The sequence below is a fragment of the Bradyrhizobium paxllaeri genome (genome assembly GCF_001693515.2).
GTDB lineage: Bacteria > Pseudomonadota > Alphaproteobacteria > Rhizobiales > Xanthobacteraceae > Bradyrhizobium > Bradyrhizobium paxllaeri.
This window is the reverse complement of the sequence record NZ_CP042968.1, coordinates 5,715,231-5,738,600: the sequence shown is the minus strand read 5'-3', so window position 1 is coordinate 5,738,600 and position 23,370 is coordinate 5,715,231. Positions and strand designations below refer to the sequence as shown.

21 protein-coding genes are annotated in these 23,370 nt (G+C 64.1%); 15 read left to right on the top strand and 6 right to left on the bottom strand.

The genetic code is table 11. The annotated features are described in order from the left end of the window. Positions 1-32: 32 nt before the first annotated feature. Together LMTR21_RS27385 and LMTR21_RS27380 are read left to right on the top strand one after the other, a co-directional pair. The gene (locus LMTR21_RS27385) at positions 33-1,949 is read left to right on the top strand and encodes an SDR family NAD(P)-dependent oxidoreductase (RefSeq protein ID WP_065752619.1); all 1,917 of its coding nucleotides are present in this window, start codon (positions 33-35) and stop codon (positions 1,947-1,949) included. A 47-nt stretch (positions 1,950-1,996) separates the two neighbouring features. Next, positions 1,997-3,199, top strand: coding sequence for a glycosyltransferase family 4 protein (locus LMTR21_RS27380; protein ID WP_065752618.1), 1,203 nt, complete (start codon positions 1,997-1,999; stop codon positions 3,197-3,199). Between the two features lie 124 nt (positions 3,200-3,323). Here the strand turns inward: LMTR21_RS27380 and LMTR21_RS27375 are convergent, their stop codons facing one another. Continuing rightward, complete coding sequence (locus tag LMTR21_RS27375) at positions 3,324-4,346, bottom strand: MraY family glycosyltransferase (RefSeq protein ID WP_065752617.1); 1,023 nt, start codon at positions 4,344-4,346, stop codon at positions 3,324-3,326. 28 nt (positions 4,347-4,374) lie between these two features. Then, positions 4,375-5,334: a lysylphosphatidylglycerol synthase transmembrane domain-containing protein gene (locus LMTR21_RS27370; RefSeq protein ID WP_065752639.1), complete on the bottom strand. Its 960-nt coding sequence runs from the start codon at positions 5,332-5,334 to the stop codon at positions 4,375-4,377. Between the two features lie 183 nt (positions 5,335-5,517). Between LMTR21_RS27370 and LMTR21_RS27365 the strand changes: the two genes are divergently transcribed. From LMTR21_RS27365 to LMTR21_RS27335, 7 genes are all read left to right on the top strand, one after another. Then, the gene (locus LMTR21_RS27365) at positions 5,518-6,507 is read left to right on the top strand and encodes an NAD-dependent epimerase (RefSeq protein ID WP_065752638.1); all 990 of its coding nucleotides are present in this window, start codon (positions 5,518-5,520) and stop codon (positions 6,505-6,507) included. Positions 6,508-6,514: 7 nt separating this feature from the next. After that, a complete protein-coding gene (locus tag LMTR21_RS27360) occupies positions 6,515-7,927 on the top strand; it encodes a mannose-1-phosphate guanylyltransferase/mannose-6-phosphate isomerase (protein ID WP_065752616.1) in 1,413 nt (470 codons plus the stop codon). A 159-nt stretch (positions 7,928-8,086) separates the two neighbouring features. Beyond that, positions 8,087-9,103 (top strand): Gfo/Idh/MocA family protein, encoded by a 1,017-nt coding sequence (locus tag LMTR21_RS27355; protein ID WP_065752615.1) that lies wholly within the window; start codon positions 8,087-8,089, stop codon positions 9,101-9,103. 28 nt (positions 9,104-9,131) lie between these two features. Continuing rightward, entirely contained in the window at positions 9,132-10,283 is a 1,152-nt protein-coding gene (locus LMTR21_RS27350; protein WP_065752614.1) for a DegT/DnrJ/EryC1/StrS family aminotransferase, read from the top strand. A 117-nt stretch (positions 10,284-10,400) separates the two neighbouring features. Further along, positions 10,401-11,942: a murein biosynthesis integral membrane protein MurJ gene (murJ, locus tag LMTR21_RS27345; RefSeq protein ID WP_065752613.1), complete on the top strand. Its 1,542-nt coding sequence runs from the start codon at positions 10,401-10,403 to the stop codon at positions 11,940-11,942. Positions 11,943-12,309: 367 nt separating this feature from the next. Beyond that, positions 12,310-14,619: a xanthine dehydrogenase family protein molybdopterin-binding subunit gene (locus LMTR21_RS27340; protein WP_065752612.1), complete on the top strand. Its 2,310-nt coding sequence runs from the start codon at positions 12,310-12,312 to the stop codon at positions 14,617-14,619. Positions 14,620-14,726: 107 nt separating this feature from the next. Then, entirely contained in the window at positions 14,727-15,173 is a 447-nt protein-coding gene (locus LMTR21_RS27335; RefSeq protein ID WP_065752611.1) for a c-type cytochrome, read from the top strand. Positions 15,174-15,244: 71 nt separating this feature from the next. On the opposite strand, the gene LMTR21_RS27330 is transcribed toward LMTR21_RS27335, so the two are convergent. After that, positions 15,245-15,667: a CHRD domain-containing protein gene (locus tag LMTR21_RS27330; RefSeq protein WP_065752610.1), complete on the bottom strand. Its 423-nt coding sequence runs from the start codon at positions 15,665-15,667 to the stop codon at positions 15,245-15,247. Here LMTR21_RS27330 and LMTR21_RS27325 point away from each other — a divergent pair. Continuing rightward, the gene (locus LMTR21_RS27325; protein ID WP_141688262.1) at positions 15,651-15,851 is read left to right on the top strand and encodes a hypothetical protein; all 201 of its coding nucleotides are present in this window, start codon (positions 15,651-15,653) and stop codon (positions 15,849-15,851) included. The genes LMTR21_RS27330 and LMTR21_RS27325 overlap by 17 nt on opposite strands. Continuing rightward, entirely contained in the window at positions 15,852-16,775 is a 924-nt protein-coding gene (locus tag LMTR21_RS27320; RefSeq protein ID WP_065752609.1) for a c-type cytochrome, read from the top strand. A gap of 33 nt (positions 16,776-16,808) precedes the next feature. Here LMTR21_RS27320 and LMTR21_RS27315 read toward each other — a convergent pair whose 3' ends face one another. The 3 genes from LMTR21_RS27315 to LMTR21_RS27305 all read right to left on the bottom strand — a co-directional run bounded on the left by LMTR21_RS27315 (position 16,809) and on the right by LMTR21_RS27305 (position 19,311). Continuing rightward, positions 16,809-17,669, bottom strand: a complete 861-nt coding sequence (locus tag LMTR21_RS27315; RefSeq protein ID WP_065752608.1) for a J domain-containing protein — start codon at positions 17,667-17,669, stop codon at positions 16,809-16,811. 247 nt (positions 17,670-17,916) lie between these two features. Further along, a complete protein-coding gene (locus LMTR21_RS27310; RefSeq protein WP_065752607.1) occupies positions 17,917-18,999 on the bottom strand; it encodes an Ldh family oxidoreductase in 1,083 nt (360 codons plus the stop codon). A gap of 66 nt (positions 19,000-19,065) precedes the next feature. After that, entirely contained in the window at positions 19,066-19,311 is a 246-nt protein-coding gene (locus LMTR21_RS27305) for an Lrp/AsnC ligand binding domain-containing protein (protein WP_029583462.1), read from the bottom strand. Between the two features lie 132 nt (positions 19,312-19,443). Between LMTR21_RS27305 and thiD the strand changes: the two genes are divergently transcribed. From thiD to LMTR21_RS27285, 4 genes are all read left to right on the top strand, one after another. Then, the gene (thiD, locus tag LMTR21_RS27300) at positions 19,444-20,244 is read left to right on the top strand and encodes a bifunctional hydroxymethylpyrimidine kinase/phosphomethylpyrimidine kinase (protein ID WP_065752606.1); all 801 of its coding nucleotides are present in this window, start codon (positions 19,444-19,446) and stop codon (positions 20,242-20,244) included. 180 nt (positions 20,245-20,424) lie between these two features. Continuing rightward, positions 20,425-21,237, top strand: coding sequence for a UDP-2,3-diacylglucosamine diphosphatase (locus LMTR21_RS27295; protein ID WP_065752605.1), 813 nt, complete (start codon positions 20,425-20,427; stop codon positions 21,235-21,237). Then, positions 21,234-22,292 carry a glycosyltransferase family 4 protein gene (locus tag LMTR21_RS27290; protein WP_065752604.1) on the top strand — a complete coding sequence of 353 codons (1,059 nt, stop codon included), beginning with the start codon at positions 21,234-21,236 and terminating at the stop codon, positions 22,290-22,292. Before LMTR21_RS27295 ends, LMTR21_RS27290 begins: the two co-directional genes overlap by 4 nt. A gap of 53 nt (positions 22,293-22,345) precedes the next feature. Beyond that, positions 22,346-23,335, top strand: a complete 990-nt coding sequence (locus LMTR21_RS27285; protein ID WP_057836636.1) for a threonine ammonia-lyase — start codon at positions 22,346-22,348, stop codon at positions 23,333-23,335. Positions 23,336-23,370: the final 35 nt, after the last annotated feature.

Genomic DNA, 23,370 nt, shown 5'->3' with positions numbered 1-23,370 from the left:
AATCCCGATCGTTCCCGCAGCCGGCCATTGGAATGACGCCTCTTTCGCAACTGACCCGCCGCAATTTTCTGATCGCAGCGCATGATGCGCTGGCGACGGCGCTTGCGCTGCTGGCGAGCTTCTACCTGCGTTTCGAGGGCGGCGAGGCCTTCTTTGCGCGCCTGCCGCTATTGCTGCGTATCCTGCCGCTGTTCGTCATCTTCAGCGTCGTGATCTGTTACGTCTTCAACCTGACGACGACGAAATGGCGTTTCATTTCGCTTCCCGACGCGCTGAACATCCTGCGCGTGGCGAGCGTTCTGGCGGTCGCGCTCGTCGTGCTGGACTATGCGTTCATCTTCGGGGCATCGAGCGGCAAGGCACCGGTGCTGTTCGGCCGCATCACCATCGTTCTCTACTGGTTTCTTCAGGTATTCGCGCTGAGCGCGCTCCGTTTCGGCTACCGCTATTTCCGCTACACGCGCGTCCGCCGCCATGCCCGCACCGAGGGCGCCTCAGTGACCCTCTTGATCGGCCGCGCCGCCGACGCGGAGGTGCTGCTGCGCGCGATCGAGAGCGGTGCTGTCAAACAGCTTTGGCCGGTCGGCGTGCTGTCGCCGTCGGCCGCTGACCGCGGGCAGTCGATCCGCAACGTGCCGGTGCTCGGCGGCATCGATGACGTCGAGGACGTGATCCGCGACTATGCCGGCCGGGGAAAGCCGATTGCGCGGCTCGTCATGACGCCGTCGGCGTTCGAACCTGAGGCGCATCCCGAATCGGTGCTGATGCGCGCCAAGCGGCTCGGCCTGTTCGTCAGCCGCCTGCCGTCGCTCGAAAGTGGCGACGTGCCAAGGCTGACCAATGTCGCCGTCGAAGACCTGTTGCTGCGGCCGAGCGAGAAGATCGATTACGCGCGGCTTGAAACGCTGGTGAAGGGCAAGGCGGTGATCGTCACCGGCGGCGGTGGCTCGATCGGTTCGGAGATATGCGACCGTGTCGCGACCTTCGGCGCCGCGCGGCTGCTGGTGATCGAGCATTCGGAACCGGCGCTTTACGCGGTGACGGAGGCGCTGACCGCGCGCGCGGCCAATGCCATGATCGAGGGCCGGATCGCCGATATCCGCGATCGCGACCGGATCATGAACCTGATGCGGGAATTCAAGCCCGATATCGTGTTCCATGCCGCCGCGCTGAAGCATGTGCCGATCCTCGAGCGCGACTGGAGCGAGGGCGTCAAGACCAACATCTTCGGATCGGTCAACGTCGCCGACGCGGCGATGGCGGCGGGCGCGACCGCGATGGTGATGATCTCGACCGACAAGGCGATTGAGCCGGTCTCGATGCTCGGCCTGACCAAACGCTTTGCCGAAATGTATTGCCAGGCGCTCGACCATGATCTGATGGCGCAATCGGCGGGCAGGCCGCATATGCGCCTGATCTCGGTGCGGTTCGGCAACGTGCTGGCTTCGAACGGATCGGTGGTGCCGAAATTCAAGGCGCAGATCGAGGCGGGCGGCCCGGTCACGGTGACGCATCCGGACATGGTCCGCTACTTCATGACCATCCGCGAAGCCTGCGATCTCGTGCTGACCGCGGCGACGCATGCGCTGACGCCGGCACGGCCCGACGTCTCGGTCTACGTCCTCAACATGGGACAGCCGGTCAAGATCGTGGAGCTTGCCGAGCGGATGATCCGCCTGTCCGGCCTCGAACCCGGCATCGATGTCGAGGTGGTCTTTACCGGCATGCGGCCGGGCGAGCGGCTGAACGAGATCCTGTTCGCCAGCGAGGAGCCGACGGTGGAGATCGGGGTCGCCGGCATCATGGCGGCCAAGCCGAACGAGCCGCCGATGCAGACCTTGCGCAAATGGATCGCGGCGCTGGAGGATGCGATTGCGCGGGATGACCGTTCCACCATCCGCGCGGTGCTCAAGGACGCCGTGCCCGAGTTCGGCTCGAACGCCGCCTGATCTTTTTTCGGTATCCGCCGGCGATCCGGGCCGCTTCGAAAGCAAAGATGCAGAGTTACGGAAAAGTCGTCGTCGTCAGCCAGCACTACCCGCCGGATCCGAGCACGACGGCGGCGATCATGGCATCGATTTCGGAGCGCGTGGCGCAGGAGGCCGACGCACTGGTGCTGTCGGGAACGGCGGGCTCCGCGATACCGGCGCAAACGGGCAAGCCTGAGGTCGTCGAAGTCAGGAGCTGGATGCCCGCAAAGGGCGCGCTGGGAAAGCGGGCGGTGGCCGAATTGCTGTTCACGGTCCGGATGTTTTTCGTGCTGCTGGCGAGGCTCAAGCGCGGCGATGTCACGCTCACCGTTCCCGCGCCCTTCATGCTGCCTTACGCCTTTGCCGCCGCGGCCAAATTGAAGGGTGCGAAGTCGGTACTGATCATGCACGATCTCTATCCCGACGTTCTCGTCATGGTTGGCCTGTTGAAGCCGCAGTCGATGCTGGCGAGGGCGATGCACGCCCTCAACGCGCCGATGTTCCGCGCGCTCGACGCCGTCGTCATCATCGGCCGCGACACGGAAAAACTGTTGTTGCGCTATGGCGGAATGACCCGCGACAGGATTCGCTTCATACCGAACTGGGCGACCCTTGCACCCGGCGTTCGCGCCATCGCGCCCGACAATCCGTACCGTCGCCCGCTCTCCACCCGTTACGTCGTCGGGCTGTCGGGCAATCTCGGCTTCACCCACGATCCCGTCATCGTGTTCGAAGCGGCGCGGTTACTGCGGGACAATAAGGATATCCATTTCCTCTTGTCGGGCTGGGGAGTGGGCTTCGACCAGTTGAAGGCGATGCAGGCGGAGGTGAAACTTCCGAACGTCACTCTGGTCGAGCGCGTCGAGGACGATGAGTTGGAGATTTTTCTCTCGGCCGCGGACGTCTGGATCATTCCCTACCGCAAGAACGTTGCCGGCGTATCGGTGCCGAGCCGGTTCTACAATCTGCTGGCAATCGGCCGTCCGGTGATCCTGGTTTCCGAAGCCGATGCCGAGGCCGCGCTGACGGTGATCGAACACGATGTCGGCTGGGTCGTCGAGCCCGGCAACGCCAATGAATTGGCGGAAACGGTCGGTCGCGCCGCCCGTTCCGTGGACCCGCAGCGGGCCGAACGCGCGGCCGAAATCTCCAAACGATTCGATTTTGAGATCGCCATGACCGAGTATTGCGGCTTGATCCGCGAACTGGCGCAGAAGAAGCCGGGCTAAAGCGTGATGACGTTTCTTCGAATCGTCATCCCGCTTTATCTTTTTGTTTGAGCATGATCTCCGCGCAAACGCGTTCCGCGTTTGTCGCGAGGGAAAACCGCTACACACTTTTCCGGATCATGCTCTAGCCGAGGGACGGCGCGCGGCGCGAGAAGCGGTACATCAGGAACGCTGTTGCGACGCCGCCTGCAACAAGAAGCAGGCCGGAGATCGCAGGCGAAGACGTTATCACCGAGCCGATCGCCAACGCGGCCAACAGGATGTTGAGGGCGAACACCTCGCTCACCACGCGCGATACTGAAAATCCGTTGTCGGTGGCCCGCTGATAGAAGTGGCTGCGATGCGCCGCCCAGAACGGCTCGCCCTTCGCGATGCGCCGCAGCAGGGTAATGGTGGCGTCGGCGAGATAATACAGCGGCAACAGCAGCGCCGCCGCCACGTGCTGATGCCAGGCGAGCTGCAGCAGGCACCAGCCGGCGAGCAGGCCGATCGGCAGGCTGCCGACGTCGCCGAGAAAGATTTTTGCCACCGGCCGGTTGAACGGCGCAAAGCCAAGCATTGCCCCGAACAGGGCGGCTGCGGCGACCGTCGTCGACGCCGGAAGATCGCCGAGCCAGCCGAGCAGGATCAGCGCGGCGGTGACTGGCACGATTTCGGCGGCCGTCATCAGATCGAGCCCGTCCATGAAGTTGACGAGGTTCACGAACCACAGGCCTGCGAGAATCAGCAGGCCGCGCTCGAGCCAGAACGGGCAGGCGGGAACGATCCGCAAGTCTTCGGGCGCGGCAACGATCACCGCGGCAACGGCAAGTCCCTGCAGCAACAGCCGCGGCAGGACATGGAGGGGCTTGACGTCATCGGCAAAGCCGACGGCCGCGATGAACAGCGTCGCGCCGAACACGGCTGCGGGGACTTTCATGCCCGCCGCGCCGGCAAGCGCAATGACGGCGGTCGCCGCGACTAGCGTGGCTGCGATGACAGCGATGCCCCCGCCCTGCGGCGTCGGGATGCGGTGGGAGGAGCGCGCATTCGGTTTCGCCAGCGCTATTCGCACCATGAGCGGCCGGATCGCAAAAGTCAGGGCGCCCGACAACAGCGCCGCCGGCACCGCTGCGGCAAACGACAGCACTAGTTGCGAATTGACCATTCTACCCGCGCGGAACGTTGTCAGGAGATCATTTGGGAACTTCGATCGGCGCCGTGCCCTGCGCGGCTTTCTCGGCGCTCAAGATCCAGACCAGCCCGCCGATCAGGCCGACGATAAAGGACACCGCGCCGTAGAGCAGCGAGATGTTGACGCCCTCATTGGCCATCAGGCCGGCATAGCCGAATGCCAGCCCCATGGTGGCCTCGCGGACGCCCCAACCGGCAATCGAGATCGGCAGCATGGTGATAAGCATCACTGGCGGAACGAGCTGGAAGATCTGGCCGAACACCACGGGCGCTTCAATCGACTGCACCACGCACCAGGCGATGACGACGGCGAGCACGTGCACCAGCAATGACAGCACGGCGACCTTCAGGCCGTGGGTACGGCTGAACAGCACGCGATTGGCGATCACCGAACAGGCATGGATGTGATGGGTGCCCCACCAGTGCTTCAGCCACGGCCATTGCAGCCTGCCGAGCAGGAGAAATCCGAGGCCGCCGGCCAGTGCCGCGAAATCGACGAACAGCAATGCCGACCTGCCGTGCGGATCGGTGATCAGGCGGTAGCTCCAGGGCAGGCTTGCGACGATGACGACCGCGAGCGCGATCAGGCCGATGGCGCGGTCGACGAAGATGGAATAGGTCGCAGCCCGCCAGCCATGGCCGCTGCGCGCCACCAGCCACAGCCTGACCGCGTCACCGCCGATCGAGGAGGGCAGCGTCTGGTTGAAGAAAGTTCCGATCACGTTGAAGCGCATCGCCTGCCGGGTCGGCAGCGGTGCGCCGCACTCCGCGCTGATCTCGCGCCAGCGCAGCACGCCGATGAAGATCTGCAGGAACGTCACCGCGATCGCCACGCCGATCCAGCCCAGGCTGGAAACGTCGATGCGGGCGGCGAGATCGGCAAGGTCGACCTTGCGCAGCGAGAAATACAGCAGCGCCGCCGAGACCAGTATCTTCAATGTCGAAAGCAGGATTCGGCGCATCTCGCCCATGCCGGGTTTGGAGAGGTGGGGTGCAAAAAGCGATGCAACTCGGCGCCTTGGTATGGTTTTCGAGCCGTTCTGGCAATAGCAGGGCTGGTAGGTGTTGCGGCGGCCTTGGCAACGCAGGTAAAGAGGCTTGGCGACAGAAATTTCGGCCGTTGAGCGCTACCTTCCAGGGATATGATGCCGGATCAATCTATTTTGGTCACCGGAGCTGCGGGTTTCATCGGCTTTCACGTCGCTCGCCGGCTGCTTGCCGAAGGCCGCGCCGTCATCGGCCTCGACAATCTCAACGACTATTATGATCCGGCGCTGAAACGGGCGCGGCTGGACATCCTGCGCGGAGAGCAGGGTTTTGCGTTCGAGCAGATCGACCTCGCCGATCGCGCCGCCATGGAACGCCTGTTCGCCAAACACCGCTTTGCCAGGGTGGTGCATCTGGCGGCGCAGGCCGGCGTGCGGTATTCGATCGACCAGCCGCATGCCTATGTCGACGCCAACCTCGAGGGCTTCGTCAATGTGCTGGAAGGTTGCCGGCATCACGGATGCGGGCATCTGGTCTATGCGTCGTCCTCGTCGGTCTATGGCGCCAATACGAAACTACCGTTTTCGGTGGACGACAAGACCGACCATCCGGTCAGCCTCTACGCTGCCACGAAGAAGGCCAACGAACTGATCGCGCATTCCTACAGCCATCTCTATCGCCTTCCGGTGACGGGCTTGAGGTTCTTTACCATCTATGGGCCGTGGGGCCGCCCTGACATGGCGATTTACCTCTTCACCAAGGCGATCGTGGAGGGCACCCCGATCAGGCTCTTTAACCATGGCCGGATGCGGCGCGACTTTACCCATGTCGACGACGCGGCGCGCGCGGTATTGCAACTGGTCGACCAGGCCCCGCGCGACGGCGGCCCGGCCGCCGGTGCGCCGGCACGAATTTACAATGTCGGCAACAATCATCCGGAAGAGCTAACCCACGTGGTAGCGGTTCTGGAGCGGGAATTGGGTCGCGCGGCGGTTCGGGAGATGCTGCCGATGCAGCCTGGAGATGTGACCGAGACCTTTGCCGATGTAGCGGAACTGATGCGCGACACCGGTTTCAGGCCGCAGACTTCGATCGAGGACGGGCTTGGCGATTTTGTCGCCTGGTACCGTGGCTACTACAGGATTTGAGGCACCGATGAACCGACGAATTATTCCCCTCATCATGTGCGGCGGCGCAGGAACGCGGCTGTGGCCGGCTTCGCGCGAGGTGCACCCCAAGCAGTTCCTGTCCCTGTTCGGGGAGCGCTCGACGTTCCAGGACACGCTGTTGCGGGTTTCGGACGCTGATCTGTTCGAACGGCCCGTCATCATCACCAACAATGCCTATCGCTTCATGGTGCTCGAGCAACTGGCGGAGATCGGGCTCGAGGCCGACGTGCTGCTCGAGCCGATGCGGCGCGATTCCGGTCCGGCGATTGCAGCCGGCGCCGCCTTTGCGGAGGCGCGCGACAAGGACGCGATCGTGCTGGCGCTCGCCGCCGATCACGTGGTTCGCGACACGCCCGCTTTCGTCGCCGCCTGCCGCGAGGGGCTGGCCGCGGCGGAAGCCGGCCACATCGTGACGTTCGGCGTGCAGCCCGAACGCGCCGCCACCGAATATGGCTACATCAACCCCGGCGAGGTGATTTCCGGCAAGGTTCGCGCGGTCGCGAAATTCGTCGAGAAGCCGGATACGGCGACGGCGACGGGTTATGTCGAGGCCGGCTATCTCTGGAACAGCGGCAACTTCATGTTCCGCGCTGCCGTCTTGTCCGACGAATATCGCAAGGTCGATGCGGAAAGCGTGCAGGCTGTCGCCGATGCGGTGACGAAGGCGGGCACCGATCTTGGTTTCGTCAAGCTCGACGAGGCTGCGTTCGGTTCGGCGAAGTCGATCTCGATCGACTATGCCGTGATGGAAAAGACCGCGCGCACCGCCGTCGTTCCGGTCGCATGCGGCTGGTCCGATGTCGGTTCCTGGCATGCGGTGTGGGAACTGTCCGGCAAGGACGGGGAGGGCAACGCGGCACGCGGCGTGGCCGTGTTCGAGGATTCGCGCAACTGCAACGTCTCGACCGACCGCGCGCTGGTCGCGCTCGAAGGCGTCGACGATCTCGTGGTGGTCGCAACGCAAGACGCCGTGCTGGTCTCCAGGCAGAAGGATTCCAACGGACTGAAGCGGCTGGTCGCCAAATTGAAGACGGTCGCGCCGCAGGTGACCGAGGATCACATCCGGGTGCATCGGCCCTGGGGATCCTATCAGTCGGTCGACAATGGCGACCGTCATCAGGTCAAGCGCATCATCGTCAAGCCGGGCGGGCGCTTATCGCTGCAGAAGCATCATCATCGGTCGGAGCACTGGATTGTGGTGCGCGGAGCGGCGCGAGTGACCGTCAACGAACTGGTCAAGACCGTGCACGAGAACGAATCGATCTACATCCCGATCGGCGCGGTGCACCGGCTGGAAAATCCCGGCAAGATCCAGCTCGAACTGATCGAGGTCCAGACCGGCAGCTATCTGGGCGAGGACGACATCATCCGCATCGAAGACGATTACAAGCGCAGTTGAGCAGGCCGTAGTTTTACCGGACCGACGTTGTAACTGTTTGAATCAAAACGTGTCCGAAAACGAACGATCGCATTCGCCACATCTGTGATGGCGTGCTAGAGAACCGCCGGGGACGCTACGGCGCAAATCTGCCAGCATTCTACTTGGGGTCTACAAATCATGAGTTCCAACGGGTCCGCTTCCGACGCGAAGACCGATGCAAAACGCGGCCTGCGTGTAGGGGTCGTCGGCGCGGGCGTGATGGGCAGCAACCATGCCCGCGTGCTGGCCGGCCTGCCCGGCGTGACGCTGGTCGGCATTGTCGATCCGTTGCCGGAGCACCGCGCGCGCGCCACCGCGTTCGTCGGCTGCCGCGCGTTCGCCGAACTCGACGAACTGTTCGACGAGGGCGTCGATGCCGTGACGATCGCGGCGCCGACCCATCTGCATCACGAGATTGCGCTCGCCTGTATCACCCGCAACATCCACCTGCTGGTCGAGAAGCCGGTCGCCTCGACGGTGGAAGAGGGGCAGGACATCGTCAATGCGGCGAAGAGCGCCGGCGTGACGCTGATGGTCGGCCATGTCGAGCGCTTCAATCCCGCGGTTGCCGCGATCAAGCAGGCGATCTCGGGCGAGGATATTCTGTCGATCGGCATCACCCGCGTCGGGCCGTTTCCGCCGCGCATGTCCAATGTCGGCGTCGTCATCGATCTCGCCGTGCACGATATCGACCTGATCCGCTGGTTCACCGAGTCCGACATCGTCGAGGTGCAGCCGCAGCTTTCCAGCGCGGTGGCCGAGCGCGAGGACATCGCGCTGCTGCAATTCCGCACCGCTTCGGGCGTGCTCGCCCACATCAACACCAACTGGCTGACGCCGTTCAAGGCGCGCAGCGTCACGGTCGCGACCCGCGGCAAGTATGTGATGGGCGACCTCCTGACGCGGCAGGTGACCGAGTGCTTCGGCTTTAAGCCCGACGGCAGCTATTCGATGCGGCATCTGCCGGTCGGCCATGACGAGCCGTTGCGCGCCGAACTGATCGCATTCCTCGAGGCCGTCCGCACCGGCAATGTGCCGGCGGTGTCCGGCGACGAGGGCGTCGCCAGTCTCGAGATTGCGATCCGCTGCCTCGAGCAGCCCGCCAAGCCTGCGGCCTCTGCCGCGCGCAAGGGACCGCGCCGCGTCGTCGGCTGACCTCACTCTATAATTCCTGCAAGGCTCCATGAACCAGCACATGCGCCCAGAACTCGTTCCTTTCTATGATCTCGCCTCGCAGCGCCGGCGCCTCGGCACATCGATCGATGAGGCGATGGCGCGGGTGACGAGCCATTGCCTCTTCATCAACGGTCCGGAAGTGGCCGTGCTGGAGAAGGCGCTGGCGGATTTCTGCGGCGCCAGGCATGTCGTGAGCTGCGCGAGCGGCACCGACGCGCTGCTGATGGTGCTGATGGCCGGGGAAGTCGGCCCGGGGGACGCCGTCTTCTGCCCATCATTCACGTTCTGTGCGACGGGCGAAGCCGTGGCGCTGACCGGCGCGACGCCGGTGTTCGTCGATGTCGATGACGCAACCTTCAACATGGATGCCGCTTCGCTCAAGCGCGGCATCGCGACGGCGAAGCAACGCGGCCTGAAGCCAAGGGCGGTGATCCCGGTCGACCTGTTCGGCCAGAGCGCAGACCATGATGCGATCGCGGCGGTGGCACAGGCAGAGGGCCTGTTCGTGCTCGATGACGCTGCGCAGGGATTTGGCGCGAGCTACAAGGGCCGCCGGATCGGCTCGTTGGGACTCGCGACCGCGACCAGCTTCTTCCCGACCAAGCCGCTCGGCTGCTTCGGCGATGGCGGCGCCATCTTTACCGATGATGACAGGCTTGCCGAGACGCTGCGCAGCATCCGCGTCCACGGCCAGGGCTCCGACAAATACGACAATGTGCGTCTCGGCCTGACCGGACGTCTCGATACCCTGCAGGCGGCGGTCCTGATCGAGAAGCTGAAGATCTTCGAGGACGAGATCGCGGCCCGCAACCGCGTCGCGGAGCGCTATGCCCGCGGTCTCGGCAATATCGTGACGGTGCCGCGCCTGGCCTCCGGATGCACATCGATCTGGGCGCAGTATACCATTCGCCTGCCGAAGGGGACCGATCGTGACGGCTTTGCGGCAGCGCTGAAGGCGCAGGGCGTTCCGACCATGGTCTATTATGCGAAATCGATGCATCAGCAGACCGCCTACCGGAATTATCCGGTTGCGGAGGGCGGGTTGCTGGTGAGCGAACAGCTTTCCGACGATGTCATCAGCCTGCCGATTCACGCCTATCTCGACGAGGCGACGCAGGATCGCGTCATCGAGGCGGTGCGGGGCGCGCTTCAGGCATGATCCCGACCCGAAGGGCCGCGTTAGCGAAAAGTGGCCTTCCGGTTTTCGGACCGGATCATGCCTAAACGCTTAGCTGCCTGATTTCACCGTTTGACGAATATGCGCTAGAAGCGGCGCATGCTCGGACGCATTTTCACCGTCGGCGGTTACACGCTGCTTTCGCGGCTGACCGGATTCGCGCGCGACATCATGCTCGCCGCCATTCTCGGCGCCGGTCCCGTCGCGGACGCGTTTTTCGTGGCGCTGCGGCTGCCCAATCATTTTCGCGCGATCTTTGCCGAGGGCGCCTTCAACGCCGCCTTTGTGCCGGCCTATGCGCGCCTGCACGGCAAGGGTGAAGCGTCGGCGCGGCTGTTCGCCGATCGCATCTTCACGCTGCTGCTTGCCGCCCAGGTGATTCTGCTCGTCCTGGCCTGGGTGTTCATGCCGGAAGTGATCGCCATTCTCGCGCCGGGGTTCAAGGACGATCCGGCGCGCGGCGAACTGGCGATTTCGCTGACACGGATCACGTTTCCGTATCTGCTCCTGATCACGCTGGTGACGCTGTATGGCGGCATGCTCAACGTGATGCACCGCTTCGCCAGCGCCGCGGCCGCGCCGATCCTCCTCAATCTGTCGATGATGGCGACGCTGGCGCTGGCCGCGTTCTTTCCGGGCGTGGGCTACGCCGCCGCCTGGGGCGTCCTGCTTGCCGGCATTCTTGAATTCCTGCTGCTGGCCGGTGACGCAACAAAGAGCGGGATCCTGCCGAAATTCGCCATCCCGAGGCTGGACGAAGACGTGCGCGCGTTTTTCCGGGCGCTGGGGCCTGCGACTGTCGGCTCGATGGGAACGCAGATCGCGCTGTTCGCCGATACCATCATCGCGACCTTTCTGCCGGCGGGCGCGCTTTCGGCGCTGTATTACGCGGACCGTCTCAACCAGCTCCCGATCGGCGTGATCGGGATCGCGATCGGCACCGTGCTGCTGCCGGAGATGTCGCGACGCCTCTCCGCCAACGATGTTGCTGGCGCATCGGCCGCGCAGCGGCGGGCGTTCGAATTCTCGCTGTTGTTTTCGGTGCCGTTCGTTGCCGCCTTCCTGACCGTGCCTGACGTGATCATGCGCGCGATGTTTGCGCGTGGTGCGTTCTCGAAGGCGGATGCGGTGGCTGCGGGCGCCACCTTGGCGGCTTACGCGATCGGGCTGATTCCGTTCGTGACCATCCGCAGCGCGGTGGCGACCTTCTTTGCCCGCCACGACACCGTGACGCCGGTCAAGGCGGCCCTGACCGGTGTTGCCGTCAACTTGGCGCTCAAGGTCGCCTTGATGGGACCACTGGCGCAGATCGGCCTGGCGCTCGCCACCGCCATCGGCGCCTGGGTCAATCTGCTGCTGGTGCTGTTTTTCGCCGTGCGGGCCGGCTACCTCGAACTCGACCGCGCCTGGATGATTTCGCTCGCCAAGTTTGCCGCGGCGGGGATTGTCTTAGCCGCTGCGCTGTGGGGCACCGCCCGATTCGCCAGCTTTTATTTCGCGCAAATGCACGCCTTCCGCGACGAGACCGCGCTGCTGCTGCTGATCGCGGCCGGGGCCTTCGTCTACGGGGTCGCGATCCTGCTGCTGTTCGGGCGGGGGTGGATATTCGCGCTGGTACGCGAACGCAAATCCAGAACCTAAGCCTCTGTGAGTAAAGAGAATTTTTCTATGGCTGCTATCTCGGGCCTGTGGTGTTGCCGCGCCTGCCGCCCGAAAGAAAGTCGTCCGCAATAGGGTCAGCAGACAACGGCGGTCTGTTTCGCGCCGGTCTGAGATGTCTGCAGCATCAACTTTTCTTGTTGTGCATGTGCGGAAAAGCCGGCGGGCCGGCGTAGCGCTGGGGCCTAATGCGGTTTGCGCTGGCTCGCGAACCGCTGCAATATAGAACGCTTCCAGGTGCGTGATCCGCAAACGCGGATAGGGGTCTCTCCGAAAAGGATCATGCTCAAAACAAAAGTGAGCGCGATGACGTTTCAAGTCATGACGCGCTAATGGAATTGGAGATACGATGGCAGCTCCCATCAAATTCGGCGTCGGCCAAAGCGTTCTTCGCAAGGAAGACGACGCGCTCATTCGTGGCAAGGGCCGCTATACCGACGACCATTCGCCACAGCCGGCGTTGCATGCGCTGATGCTGCGCTCGCCGCATGCGCACGCGAAATTCACCCTCAACGTCGCCAAGGCCCGCGGCATGCCGGGCGTGTCCTTGATTCTGACCGCAGCCGAGGTCACCGATCTCGGCGATCTGCCATGCCTGTTCAACCTGGAAACCGATCCCTTCACCGGCCCGCCATACCCGATCCTCGCCAAGGACGAGGTGCGCCATGTCGGCGACGCCGTGGCCTTCGTGGTCGCCGATACGATCGATCAGGCGCGCGACGCGATCGAGGCGATCGACGTCAAATGGACGCCGCTTCCCTCCGTGGTCGGCGTCGTCAACGCCGTGAAGAAGGATGCGCCGCAGGTCTGGCCCGACAAGCCCGGCAACGTGCTGTTCGACGTGCCGGTCGGCGACAAGCAAGCAACCGATGCCGCCTTTGCGAAAGCGCATGCGGTCGCCGAAGTGTCGATTGTCAACCCGCGCGTCATCACCAACTTCATGGAAACGCGCGCAGCGGTCGCTGAATACGACGCCAAGCGCGATCATCTGACGCTGACGATCGGCAGCCAGGGCAGCCATCGCCTGCGCGAAATCCTGTGCGGGATGGTGCTGAAGATTCCGATGGAAAAGATGCGGGTGATCTGCCCCGATGTCGGCGGCGGCTTTGGCACAAAACTGTTTCCCTACCGCGAATACGCGCTGATTTCGGTTGCCGCGAAAAAACTGCGCAAGACCATCAAGTGGACCGCCGATCGCTCCGATCATTTCATGGGCGATGCGCAGGGACGCGACAACGTCACGACCGCGAAGATGGCGCTGGCCGAGGACGGCAAATTCCTCGGCATGGACGTCGACCTGATGGGCGACATGGGAGCCTATCTCTCGACCTTCGGGCCGTACATTCCGCATGGCGGCGCCGGCATGCTGCCGGGTCTCTACGACATCCAGGCCTTCCACTGTCGCGTCCGCACCGTGTTCACCAACACCGTTCCGGTCGATGCCTATCGCGGCGCCGGCCGTCCCGAAGCGGCGTACGTGGTCGAACGTCTGGTCGACGCGGCAGCACGCAAGCTCGGCATGACGCCGGATGCTATCAGGCGCAAGAATTTCATTCCGCCGAAGGCGATGCCCTACAAGACCGCGACCGGCAAGGTCTACGATTCAGGCGACTTCACCGCGCATATGAAGCGCGCAATGGAAGTCGCGGGCTGGAAGGAGTTTCCCAAGCGCGCCAAGGCGGCGAAGAAGGCCGGCCTCGTGCGCGGCATCGGCATGTCCTGCTATGTCGAGATCTGCGGCACCATGGGCGAGGAGACCGCCAATGTCGCGCTCGATCCCAACGGTGACATCAACATCCTGATCGGCACGCAGTCGAGCGGGCAGGGGCACCAGACAGCTTACGCGCAGCTCGTCGCCGAGCAGTTCGGCGTGCCGCCGGAGCGCGTCCATGTGCTGCAGGGCGACACCGACAAGATCGCGACCGGTCTCGGCACCGGCGGCTCGGCGTCGATTCCGACCGGCGGCGTCAGCGTCGAGCGCGCCACGCGCGAACTCGGCGCCAAGCTGAAGGAGATTGCGGCGGAAGCGCTGGAGACCAGCGCCGGCGACCTCGAGATCAGCAACGGCGTCGTTCGCATCGCCGGCACCGATCGCTCGATCAGCTTCGCCGACCTGGCGAAGCGTCCGGGCGTCGATCCCTCGAAACTGAATGCGAGCGCGACGTTTGCGCAGGCCGACGGCACCTATCCGAACGGCACGCATCTCGCGGAAGTCGAGATCGATCCCGCCACCGGCATCATCAAGATCGTCAACTATGTCATCGTCGACGATTTCGGCGTCACGCTCAATCCGCTGCTGCTCGCCGGCCAGGTGCATGGCGGCGCGATGCAGGGCATCGGGCAGGCGTTGATGGAGCAGGCGGTCTATAGCGCAACCGACGGCCAGCTCGTTACCGGCACGTTCATGGATTATGCGGTGCCGCGGGCTTCCGACGGTCCGTCATTCCATTTCGAAACGCACAACGTGCCGTGCACGACCAATCCGCTCGGCGTCAAGGGTGCGGGCGAGGCGGGCGCGATCGGCTCCTGTCCCGCGGTGGTCAATGCGATCGTCGAGGGGCTGTGGCGCGAGTACAAGATCGACCACATCGATATGCCGGCTACCGCAGAACGGGTCTGGATCGCGATCCGCGAGGCGCAGAAGCGGCATAATCTCTGATATTTTGTCGCATGCGGAATGATGCACCGCACGCGGTGTTGGGAGAACAGGCGGGCTCGCGGCGGTCGCGAGCCCGTGCTTTGAGCCAGCCAAGAAGGGGCAAGCGAATGAAGCGAATGTTGGTGGTCGCAGGGGCATTGCTCCTGAGCGTCGGTGCAGGCATCGCCCAGCAGAATGTAGCCAACGAGACCCAGAAGACCATGAAGGCAACCGGGAGGGCCTTGGGCGCGGTCTTGAGTCCGATGGTCAAGGGCGAAAAACCCTATGACCAGGCGGCCGTCACTACGGCGCTCGGCCAACTGGAAGAGACGGCAAAGAAGCTGCCGACGATGTTTCCCGAAAGCATCAAGGGCTTGAAGATTGAAGGCGATTACAGCGCTTCTCCGAAGGTCTGGGAAGACAAGGCCGGCTTCTCTGCGAAGATCGACAGCTTCGCCAAGGTCGTGACCGAAGCCAAGGCGAAGATCAAGGATATCGATTCGCTGAAGGCGAACGTGCCGGCCATCGGCAAGGAATGCAGCGCCTGCCACGAGACGTTCCGCCTCAAAATCTAATTCGGATCAGAAAAAGAGGGCGGCGTGTAAAGCGTGCCGCCCTCTTTTTTACCTGCCGTCGGCCGGTGAATCTACTTGGTTACCTGACCGCGGATTTCGCCGCCCGGATTGGCCGCGGTGTGAATGTTGACATAGTACTTGCCGGCCACGAGGTCCGCGGCCTGCGCGTCGGTCAACGTCGCGCTGCCTTCGACCGGGCTCGACGTCGCATTGGGAATGGCGACCGCGACGCCTGCATTCTTGCCGGCTTCGGCAGGCCCGTGGAAATGCGCGGCGGTGGCAGGGCCGGACAGCCCGGAATAGGAGAGCTTCCAGCTCAGCTTCTTGCTGGCGGGATCATAGTCGATGTCGGCGGTACCAGTGGCCGCGCTGGTGTTGGGCGGCACCTGGGCCTTGCCGTCCAGCGTCGCCTTCATCTTGTCGGCAGAAGCGGGCCCGGCAAAAGCAATCGCTGCCCCCAGCGTGAGCGTGACAAGCATGGTTTTGTTCGACATGGTGTTTCTCCCTGTTGATACGAAAGCGGCCGTGTCAGCCTCAAAACAACGACTTTCCGGATTTATTCCCCAAACGGCGGCCATGACACCAGCAATTTCGTGGAAGCCAAATTTCGTGGAAGCCTATGGCGCGATGTGCGTTCATACTGTCATCGGTTTGAGACTGCTGACGATGGATCGGTGAATGCTGCGACGAATTCTCCTTGGGCTGATAGTGATCGGCGCCGCCGGCTTTGGCGTCTACTGGTGGCTGACGATTCCGGCAGTTGTCGCAGCGGCTTCGCTGCCGCCCCGCACGCCGAACCTTGCCAACGGCCTTGCAACGTTCAATGCCGGCGGCTGTTCCTCCTGCCACGCCGTTCCCAACCAGCCCGACCGGCTGAAGCTCGGCGGCGGGCTTGCAATGCCTTCGCCGTTCGGAACGTTTTACGTTCCCAACATCTCGTCCGATCCCACTTACGGCATCGGCCGATGGAGCGAAGCGGATTTCGTGACTGCGGTGCTCAAGGGGGCTTCGCCGGATGGCACGCATTATTTTCCGGCTTTTCCCTATCCGTCCTATCAGCATGCGACGGTCGATGATGTCCGCGATCTCTTTGCCTATCTGAAGACGCTTGCGCCGGTGACCGGCAAACCGCGCGACCACGACGTGCCGTTTCCATTCAATATCCGCCGCAATGTCGGAATCTGGAAATGGCTGTTCATGGACGACAAGCTCACCACGGTGGACGCCTCGCGTTCTCCGTCATGGAATCGCGGCGCTTATCTCGTCAACGGCATGGGCCATTGCGCCGAGTGCCACAGCCCGCGCAACTTCCTCGGCGACATCGTCGAGACGCAGCGCTTCGCCGGCGGGCCCAATCCGGAGGGCGAGGGCTGGGTGCCCAACATCACCCAGAAGCGACTGGCCGAGTGGAGCGCAAAGGACATCACCTACTTCCTCGAGACCGGACAAACGCCCGATGGCGACACCGCGGGCGGATCGATGGTGCGCGTGATCAAGAATACGTCGCAGTTGTCGCCGGAGGATCGCGCCGCGATAGCGGAATACGTGAAGTCGCTGCCCGCGGTCGAGGGACCGCCGCGGCCGAAGAAGAAAGAAGGCTGACGGCCTCGATGGAAGAACGCGCCTCGCGCGCCGTCAGGGCGTCAAGGCTGCGGTGACCGGCTCGCGCCTCCAGGGCGTCAGGGCCGCGGCGACCGGTTCGCGCCTCTCCGGCAGCGAGGGCACGATGGTCAACGGCTTTTGCGGCACGGGCGCGGGCGTGGCGATCTTGCTGCGTCTCAAATCCGCAGCACGCCTGGCGGCTGCAATGTCGGCAGACGGGCGGTCGAAATCGTCCACCCGGTACAGCACGAAGCCGCGATCCAAATAGGCGGCGCCGAAGCGCGGCGAATACTGAATGCCCAGATTGTACATGGCGAAAGCCGGCATCGGCCCGAAACGGCCGATCGGCGCGGCGCCCACTTCCTTTGCTGCCGGCGCTGCGGAGGCCAGCGTGACCGTGCCGGTTGAAACCTCTCCACCGGGCGGCACCTCTCTACCGCGCGGGGCGTGGGCCTCGTCCTGCATCGGGGTGTCGGGCAGCAGCGCCAAAACTTCCTGCGCACGGCCGGTGGTTCTGTCGGTCAGCAATTCCGCGGCGCCGGGAGGGGGCGAGAAAAGCCCGAACAGGACGTAGCCGCCCACCAGCACCGCCGAAATGACCGAGGCCGCCATCGTGTTGGAGGCGAGCTTGTGCAGCCTCTCGTAGGTGTGCGTTGTCTTCGTCTCGGGGGGCGGCTGAAGCGCGATCGCGAGCAGTTCATCATAGGTCGCGCGCTGCTCGGTATCGTTCAGGATGTCATAGGCGCGCACGAGTTCCCTGAATCTCTGTGCCGCATCTGGATTGTCGGGATTAATATCGGGATGCGTCGCCTTCGCGGCCTTGCGGAACGCCGTCCGCAAGCCCTCGGCGTCATCACTCGGAAGCGCTCCGAGCAAATCGTACAGCGTCCCCATGGTGGTACTCGCGACTACTCCCCCCGGAACGTCCGCCGCCGCGGAACTCCCGATTGACGACGCCCCAGATAATGAAAAATATCAAGGCGGTAGAATGATCCTGTTATGGCAAAAGCGTGCCATGGTTAACGTCCATGACGTGCGTTGCGGTAAGGCAGTGCCGTTTTGCGTAGCAGGGTCGACTTCGCAAGGCTATCCGATGGGCCGGCCCGATGCCGGTCGGCGGCTTCGACCGCCAGCCGCAGGCCTAGTCTCCAAGCCGCGATATTCCGAGGTCGTCGGCGACCTGGTCCAGTGCGCGCAATAGCGCCGGGGCGACGGGAATTCCACCGCTCGTCCGCTTCATCCGCGTTTCGTGGCTGCGTTCGCCGGGCACCCAGATGCGGTCTACGCCCGGGATGCGCTCGCTGTTGCGGAAGTCGCGCACCAGCGCATCGACGCTTCGTTTGAAGATGGCGACGTCGCCGAAGGCTGCAATATTGATCGCGGCGATCGCCTGTCCGGTGTTGGTGACGCTATCGTCATCGTGGTTGAAGTCGATGACCTCGCTTCCCATCGCGGCGCCGCCGAGCGTGCCCGCGAGCAGGCCGATGATCATGGCTAGGCCGTAGCCCTTGTATCCGGCCTCCATGCCGCCGAGCGGCAGCAGCATGCCTTCGTCGGCGCGTTTCGGGTCGGTCAGGGGCTGACCTTTGCGGTCGATCATCCAGCCCTCCGGCATGGTCTCGCCGCGCAGCGCCTTGGCCTTCACCTTGCCGTAGGCCGCGACCGTCGTCGCCATATCGAGCACGATGGGGTTTTCGTCGCCGGCCGGAATCGCCGCCGCGATCGGATTGGTCGACAGCAGCATGTCGAGGCCGCCCCAGGGCGGAAGGTGATTGGCATTGCCGACCGCGAAATAGAGCCCGATCATGTCGTGGGCCAGCGGCATCGTGGCGTAGAGCGAGGCGGGGCCGGCATGGTTTGAGAACTGCGAGTTGACCCAGCCGATGCCGGTGCTGCGCGCCTTCTCGATCGCCATCCCGGCGGCGCGCTTCATGACGAGGTGGCCCATGCCGTTGTCGCCGTTCAGCACGGCCGTGCTGGCATGCTCGTGCACGATATGGATGTTCGGCCGCACATTGAAGCCACCGGCCTTGATCCGCCTGACATATTGCGGCAACCGGCTGACGCCATGTCCGTCCGACCCCTGCAGGTCGGCCGCCGCCATCAGCCCCGCGACCTCTGCGGCGTCAGTGTCCGGCAGGCCAACCGCGGTGAGCGCCTGCTGAATGAAGGCCTTCAGCCGGTCGAAGGTAACTGACGTCTCGGACAGGACGGGCACTCCCATAAGGCCCCCGGGCGTGGCCGCGCCGGGCGAAGTCGTCGGCGATTTTTTGGGCAGGCGGGGTTGCTGCTAGCCCGTGCCGAACGCCTTGAAGGTGATGATGGTGTGGGTGTCCTGGATGCCCGGAATCACCTGCACCTTCTCGTTGACGAAGTGGCCGATGTCGGTGTCGTTGTCGACGTAGAACTTGACCAGCAGATCGTAATCGCCGGCGGTGGAATAGATCTCCGAGGCGATTTCGGCCTCGGCGAGCGCATTGGCGACGGCGTAGGACTGGCCGAGCTTGCATTTGAACTGGACGAAGAAAGGAACCATCGCTGTCGTCTCCGAATAGATTGGCCCCAATAGGCCAAAAACCGCCGGTCATGGCAACCCGGCTTGCTGCCCGTGGCGGGGCGCGGTAGGACGATCCATGACCTCCAACACGCCAACTGCGCGAGACCTGCGGTGACGACGCCGATCGCCCTGACCATCGCCGGCTCCGATTCCTCTGGCGGTGCCGGTATCCAGGCCGACCTGAAGACGTTCGCTGCGCTGGGCGTCTACGGTGCCTCCGTGATCACGGCGCTGACGGCGCAGAACACCACAGGCGTCAGCGGCATCCATCAAGTGCCGGCAGAATTCGTCACCGCGCAGATCGACGCGGTGTTTTCCGATCTCGACGTCGGCGCGGTCAAGATCGGCATGGTGGCGCATCCGCCGGTGATCGATGCCATCGTCGCGGGACTTTCGCGCTGGTCGCCGAAGCACGTCGTGCTCGATCCCGTGATGGTCGCAACCTCGGGCGACCGGTTGCTCGCCGCGGAAGCCGTCGAGGCGCTGCGGACCAGGCTCATTCCGCGGGCGTCGGTGATCACGCCCAACCTGCCGGAGGCTGCGGCGCTGCTCGATGAAGCCGTGGCAACGGACGAAGCCACGGTCGAGCAACAGGGCAAGCGTTTGCTCGGGCTGGGGTGCAAGGCGGTGCTGATCAAGGGCGGCCACGGGCAGGGCGCTGAGAGCATCGACTATCTGATCGGCGCGAATGGCACGATCGCGCTGGCCGCGCCGCGCGTGGCGACGAAGAACACCCACGGCACCGGCTGCTCGCTATCCTCGGCGATTGCGGCGGGACTCGCGAAGGGCGAGGGCATGGAGACGGCCGTGCGTAACGCCAAGGCGTGGGTCACCGCCGCGATCGCAGCGGCAGACCGGTTCAGCGTCGGCCACGGTCACGGGCCGGTGCATCATTTTCACAAGTTTTATTGAGCTGTCTCCGTCGCCCTGCGTCCGCAGGGACGACGTCGAGATATCGCCGTTGCCGTGTCGCTTGCCTGTCGCATCGCGCTGCTATCCGCAAATCGCGGGGGCGCGACATTGATTCTCGTGGGGCTATGGGCCGCGTGAACTAGTCATCGCCCTGTCACAGAAATCTGTCAGGGGACAGGCATGGGTAGTGACGCCTTGAGTGAAGAAAGCCCGGAACGGCGCTTTCGTACCTTGTTCATCTCCGATGTCCATCTCGGGGCTCGCGGCTCGCAAGCCGATCGATTGCTGGACTTTCTCAAGACCCACGACGCCGACACGATCTATCTGGTCGGCGACATCGTCGATGGCTGGGCGCTGAAGTCGAGCTGGTACTGGCCGCAATCGCATAACGACTTCGTGCAGAAGATGCTGCGCAAGGCGCGCAAGGGCGCCAAGGTCATCTACGTGCCCGGCAATCACGACGAATTCCTGCGTAACTATTACGGCACCCATTTCGGCGGCATCGACGTGGTGGAAAACACCATTCACGAGGGCCTCGACGGCAAGCGCTACCTCGTCATCCATGGCGACATCTTCGATCTCGTGGTGCAGAACGCGCGCTGGCTCGCCCATCTCGGCGACAAGGCCTACGACTTCGCCATCCAGATGAACCGTCTCGTCAACTTCTTCCGGCGGATGTTCGGCGTGCCCTACTGGTCGCTGTCGCAATGGGCGAAGCTGAAGGTCAAGAACGCCGTGAACTATATCGGCGCGTTCGAACAGACGCTGGCCGGTGAAGCGCGACGGCACGGCGCCGACGGCGTGATCTGCGGCCACATCCACTACGCCACCATCCGTGACGAGCACGGCATCCGCTACATGAATTGCGGCGACTGGGTGGAGAGCTGCACGGCGCTCGCCGAGCACGAGGACGGGAGGTTCGAGATCATCACCTGGACCGATCCGCAGCGAAGGGCCGCGCCGGTTCCCCGCGTCGCGGCGCGCGCCGCATGACGCATATCCTGGTCGCAACCGATGCGTGGCATCCCCAGGTCAACGGGGTGGTGCGCACGCTGACCGCAATGGCGGAAGCGGCCAGGGGGCTTGGCATCGAGGTGAGTTTCCTGACGCCGCAATCGTTTCGCACCTTTGCGATGCCGAGCTATCCCGACCTGCGGCTGGCTCTGCCGTATCCGGCAAAAATCGCGCGACTGATCAAGGCGGCAAAGCCAGACAGCATTCATATCGCGACCGAGGGCCCGATCGGGCTTCTCGTGCGGCGCTATTGCCGCAAGCATGGTTTGCGGTTCACCACCAGCTTTCACACCCGGTTTCCCGAATACGTCTCGGCGCGCTCGCCGATTCCGGAATCATGGGTGTGGAAGGCGCTGCGCTGGTTTCATCGGCCGAGCCGGGCGGTGATGGCGGCGACGCCGGCGCTGGCGGCCGAATTGCGGACGCGCGGCTTTCGCAACGTGGTGCTGTGGTCGCGCGGCGTCGACACCTCGCTATTCCATCCCCGCAGTACCGATCTCTGCCTGCCGATGCCGGTCTATCTCTGCGTCGGCCGGATCGCGGTGGAGAAGAATCTCGAAGCCTTCCTCGACCTCGATTTGCCCGGCACCAAGCTCGTCGTCGGCGATGGACCGGCCCGGATGGCGCTGGAGCGGAAATATCCTGATGCCGTGTTCCTTGGCGCAAGGCACGGCGAGGAATTGGCCGAAATCTACGCCGCCTCCGACATTTTCGTCTTTCCCAGCCGAACCGACACGTTTGGGCTGGTGCTGCTGGAGGCGCTGGCCAGCGGCCTGCCGGTCGCGGCCTTTCCTGTCACCGGTCCGCGCGACGTGATCGGCTCGGCGCCGGTTGGTGTGCTGAGCGAGGATTTGCGGGCCGCCTGCCTGGAGGCGCTGCAGATCTCGCGGGAAGATTGCGTCGAATTCGCCGCCGCCCATACCTGGCAGGCCTCCACGCGGGTTTTCATCGAGCATGCCCTGAATTCCCGTCCCATCGAATCGGAGGGCGACGCGGCCGAATTTGTGGCGGAAGACCCGCATTTCGCCGCCTGATATCACCTGAATGCGTCTTGCCGGGCTATCCGCTAGCGCGATACAACATGCGCATGACGGAAAAAGCCTCAACGGCACCGGTCGGTGCTGCAGATATCGATGCGGCAGCGCGGGTAGTTGCGCCGTTCGCAGTACGCACGCCGCTCTTGTCGTTCCCCGTTCTCAACGAGCGCGTCGGGACCAAGGTCTTTCTGAAGCCAGAGATGCTGCAGCGGACCGGATCGTTCAAGTTCCGCGGCGCCTTCAACAAGCTGGCCTCGATCCCGCAGGACAAGCGCGGCGGCGGCGTCGTCGCGTTCTCTTCCGGCAACCACGCCCAGGGCGTGGCGGCGGCGGCGCAGATCCTCAACATGCAGGCGACCATCGTGATGCCTGCGGATTCGCCGGTCACCAAGCGCGAGCGCACCAAGGGCTACGGCGCCGAGGTGGTGCTCTACGACCGCGACAAGGAAGACCGCGAAGCCATCGCCAACGGCATCGCCAGCAAGCGCGGCGCGACGCTGGTCCGCCCCTATGACGATCCCTTCGTGATCGCGGGGCAGGGCACCGCGGGCCGCGAGATCGCCGAGGACATGGCGGCGCTCGGACTCAGCCCCGATATCGTGGTGGCCCCGGCCTCGGGCGGCGGGCTGATCGCCGGCGTCGCGACCGCGGTGAAGTCGAAATTCCCGCAGGCGCAGGTGATCGTCGCCGAGCCGAAGGATTATGACGATCACGGCTTGTCGCTGCGCGCCGGTCATCGCGAGGCCCATCACGCCGCCGGCCGCACCATCTGCGATGCGCTGATGGCGGCGATGCCGGGCGAACTCACCTTTTCGATCAACAGCAAGCTGCTCGCGAACGGCGTGACTGCGTCCGATGAGGAAGTCGGCGCGGCGGTCGCCTATGCCTATCGCGAATTGAAACTGGTGGTCGAGCCCGGCGGCGCCGTCGGCCTCGCCGCGCTGCTGGCCGGACGCATCGACGCCAAGGGCAAAAACGTCGTCATCGTGCTGTCCGGCGGCAATGTCGACGCGGACCTGTTCGCCAAGCTGGTGGCCTGATCAGGCTCTCTTAAAATTTAGATCCGGGCAGAGCA